Source organism: Succinivibrio dextrinosolvens DSM 3072 (genome assembly GCF_900167015.1).
GTDB lineage: Bacteria > Pseudomonadota > Gammaproteobacteria > Enterobacterales > Succinivibrionaceae > Succinivibrio > Succinivibrio dextrinosolvens.
The window spans coordinates 1-1,625 of record NZ_FUXX01000094.1; the positions used below are offsets into that span (position 1 = coordinate 1).

Annotated in this window: 1 protein-coding gene; it reads left to right on the forward strand. The window is 37.2% G+C overall.

Translation table 11 applies throughout. From position 1 onward, the window contains the following. Nucleotides 1–771: 771 nt before the first annotated feature. Complete coding sequence (locus tag B5D46_RS11935; protein WP_078929646.1) at nt 772–1,548, forward strand: Mu transposase domain-containing protein; 777 nt, start codon at nt 772–774, stop codon at nt 1,546–1,548. The last annotated feature ends 77 nt before the right edge of the window (nt 1,549–1,625 follow it).

A 1,625-nucleotide genomic window follows, 5' to 3' on the forward strand; every position in this document is an offset into this window, starting at 1 on the left:
AATTCACAGTGGGAGCACCATTTTTTCACGAATGATCTTCTAATCTCCAAATGTAATTCATTGTGAATTACAAATTGATTTATGGAGATTTTTTTATGAATAAAATTCGTGTAAAACTGATCCTTGAACTAAAAGAAAAAGGTCTTAGTCGATCTGATATTGCTTCATCCCGCCATATTTCTTGAAGAAGTGTTAACGAGGTCTTCAAAAGAGCTCAGGAACTTGCTCTTAAATACAGTGATATTGAGAACAAATCGGATGATGACGTCTATCGAATAATCTTTCCAAACAAATTTACCAATGATGACATTGTATACACACTTCCAGATTATTCAAAAGTACATTCAGAATTAAAAAGAGTCGGGGTAACTCTACGTCTGTTATGGCTTGAATACTCTGATAAAACAAGAAAGGAAGGAGGTATTCCGTATAAATATACAAAATTCTGTACAGGTTATAACGATTACGTAAATAAAAAAGACTTCACCAGTCATCTTGAACAAAAGCCTTGTCAGAAATGCGAGGTTGATTGGGCAGGTAAAACAATGTCGCTGTATGAGGGAGACCTTTCAAGGAAGGTATATTTATTTGTTGGAGTGCTTTCCTACAGTCACTATACCTATGTTGAACCTTGTCTGGATATGAAATTACCAACATGGATACGCTGCAACGTTAACATGTTTAAGCACTTTGGAGGCGTACCGATAAGAACTATCTGTGACAATTTAAAAAACAGGTGTAAGCGCCCATCCTCATGAAGGCGAGATAGTATTGCAGGGAGACTATGAGAAATTAGGAGAGCATTATCATACTGCAATTCTGCCCGCCCGAGTAAAAATGCCAAAGGATAAAGCTATTGCTGAAGGAACAGTTGGAGCTATCACAACAGCAATTACGGCAGCATTAAGGAATAAGAAGTATTACACATTCACTGAGCTCAAGAATGATGTGAGAGTTGCTCTGAAGAATTTTAATGAAAGACCTTTCACAAAAAGAGATGGCTCAAGATATACAGAATATCTTGCAGAACAACCTTATCTACAGCCGTTGCCACCAATGGACTTTGAAATCTGCGAATGGAAATATCACGTCAAAGTTCAGAATAACTGTCATATCTCATACAAGAAAAACTTTTACTCCTGCCCTTTCCGCTTAATTGGATATGAAGTGTCTGTATGTGAAAGCTCAAATTCAAATATGCTGAGAATCTACGTCGGTGATGAGCTGGTAGCGTGTCATGAAAAATTTCCCGTTTGGAACACCAATAAATACAGAACTCGAGAGGAGGATCTACCAAAACAAACAAAATACGTTGAGTTCAATCGAGAACGAATAGAAAACTGGTCTAAAAAAATTGGTCCAAAGACTCAGGAGGTCATTAACAGAATATTCAAATCCTGTACTTTTGATGAACAGGGGTACAATCCCTGCCTTGCCGTATTGAGATTAAGTTCAAAATACGGAGGACAAATGCTAGAGCGAGCCTGTGATATCGCTATAAGCAGAATCAGTACCCCTAGATATAAACATACATACCTAGGATCTTAAGAAATTTATTCTAGGATCCTCATAAATTAAAGGATATGCAACTGTTACCAGTTGCGATCCGTTGCTGAATTAGTTCA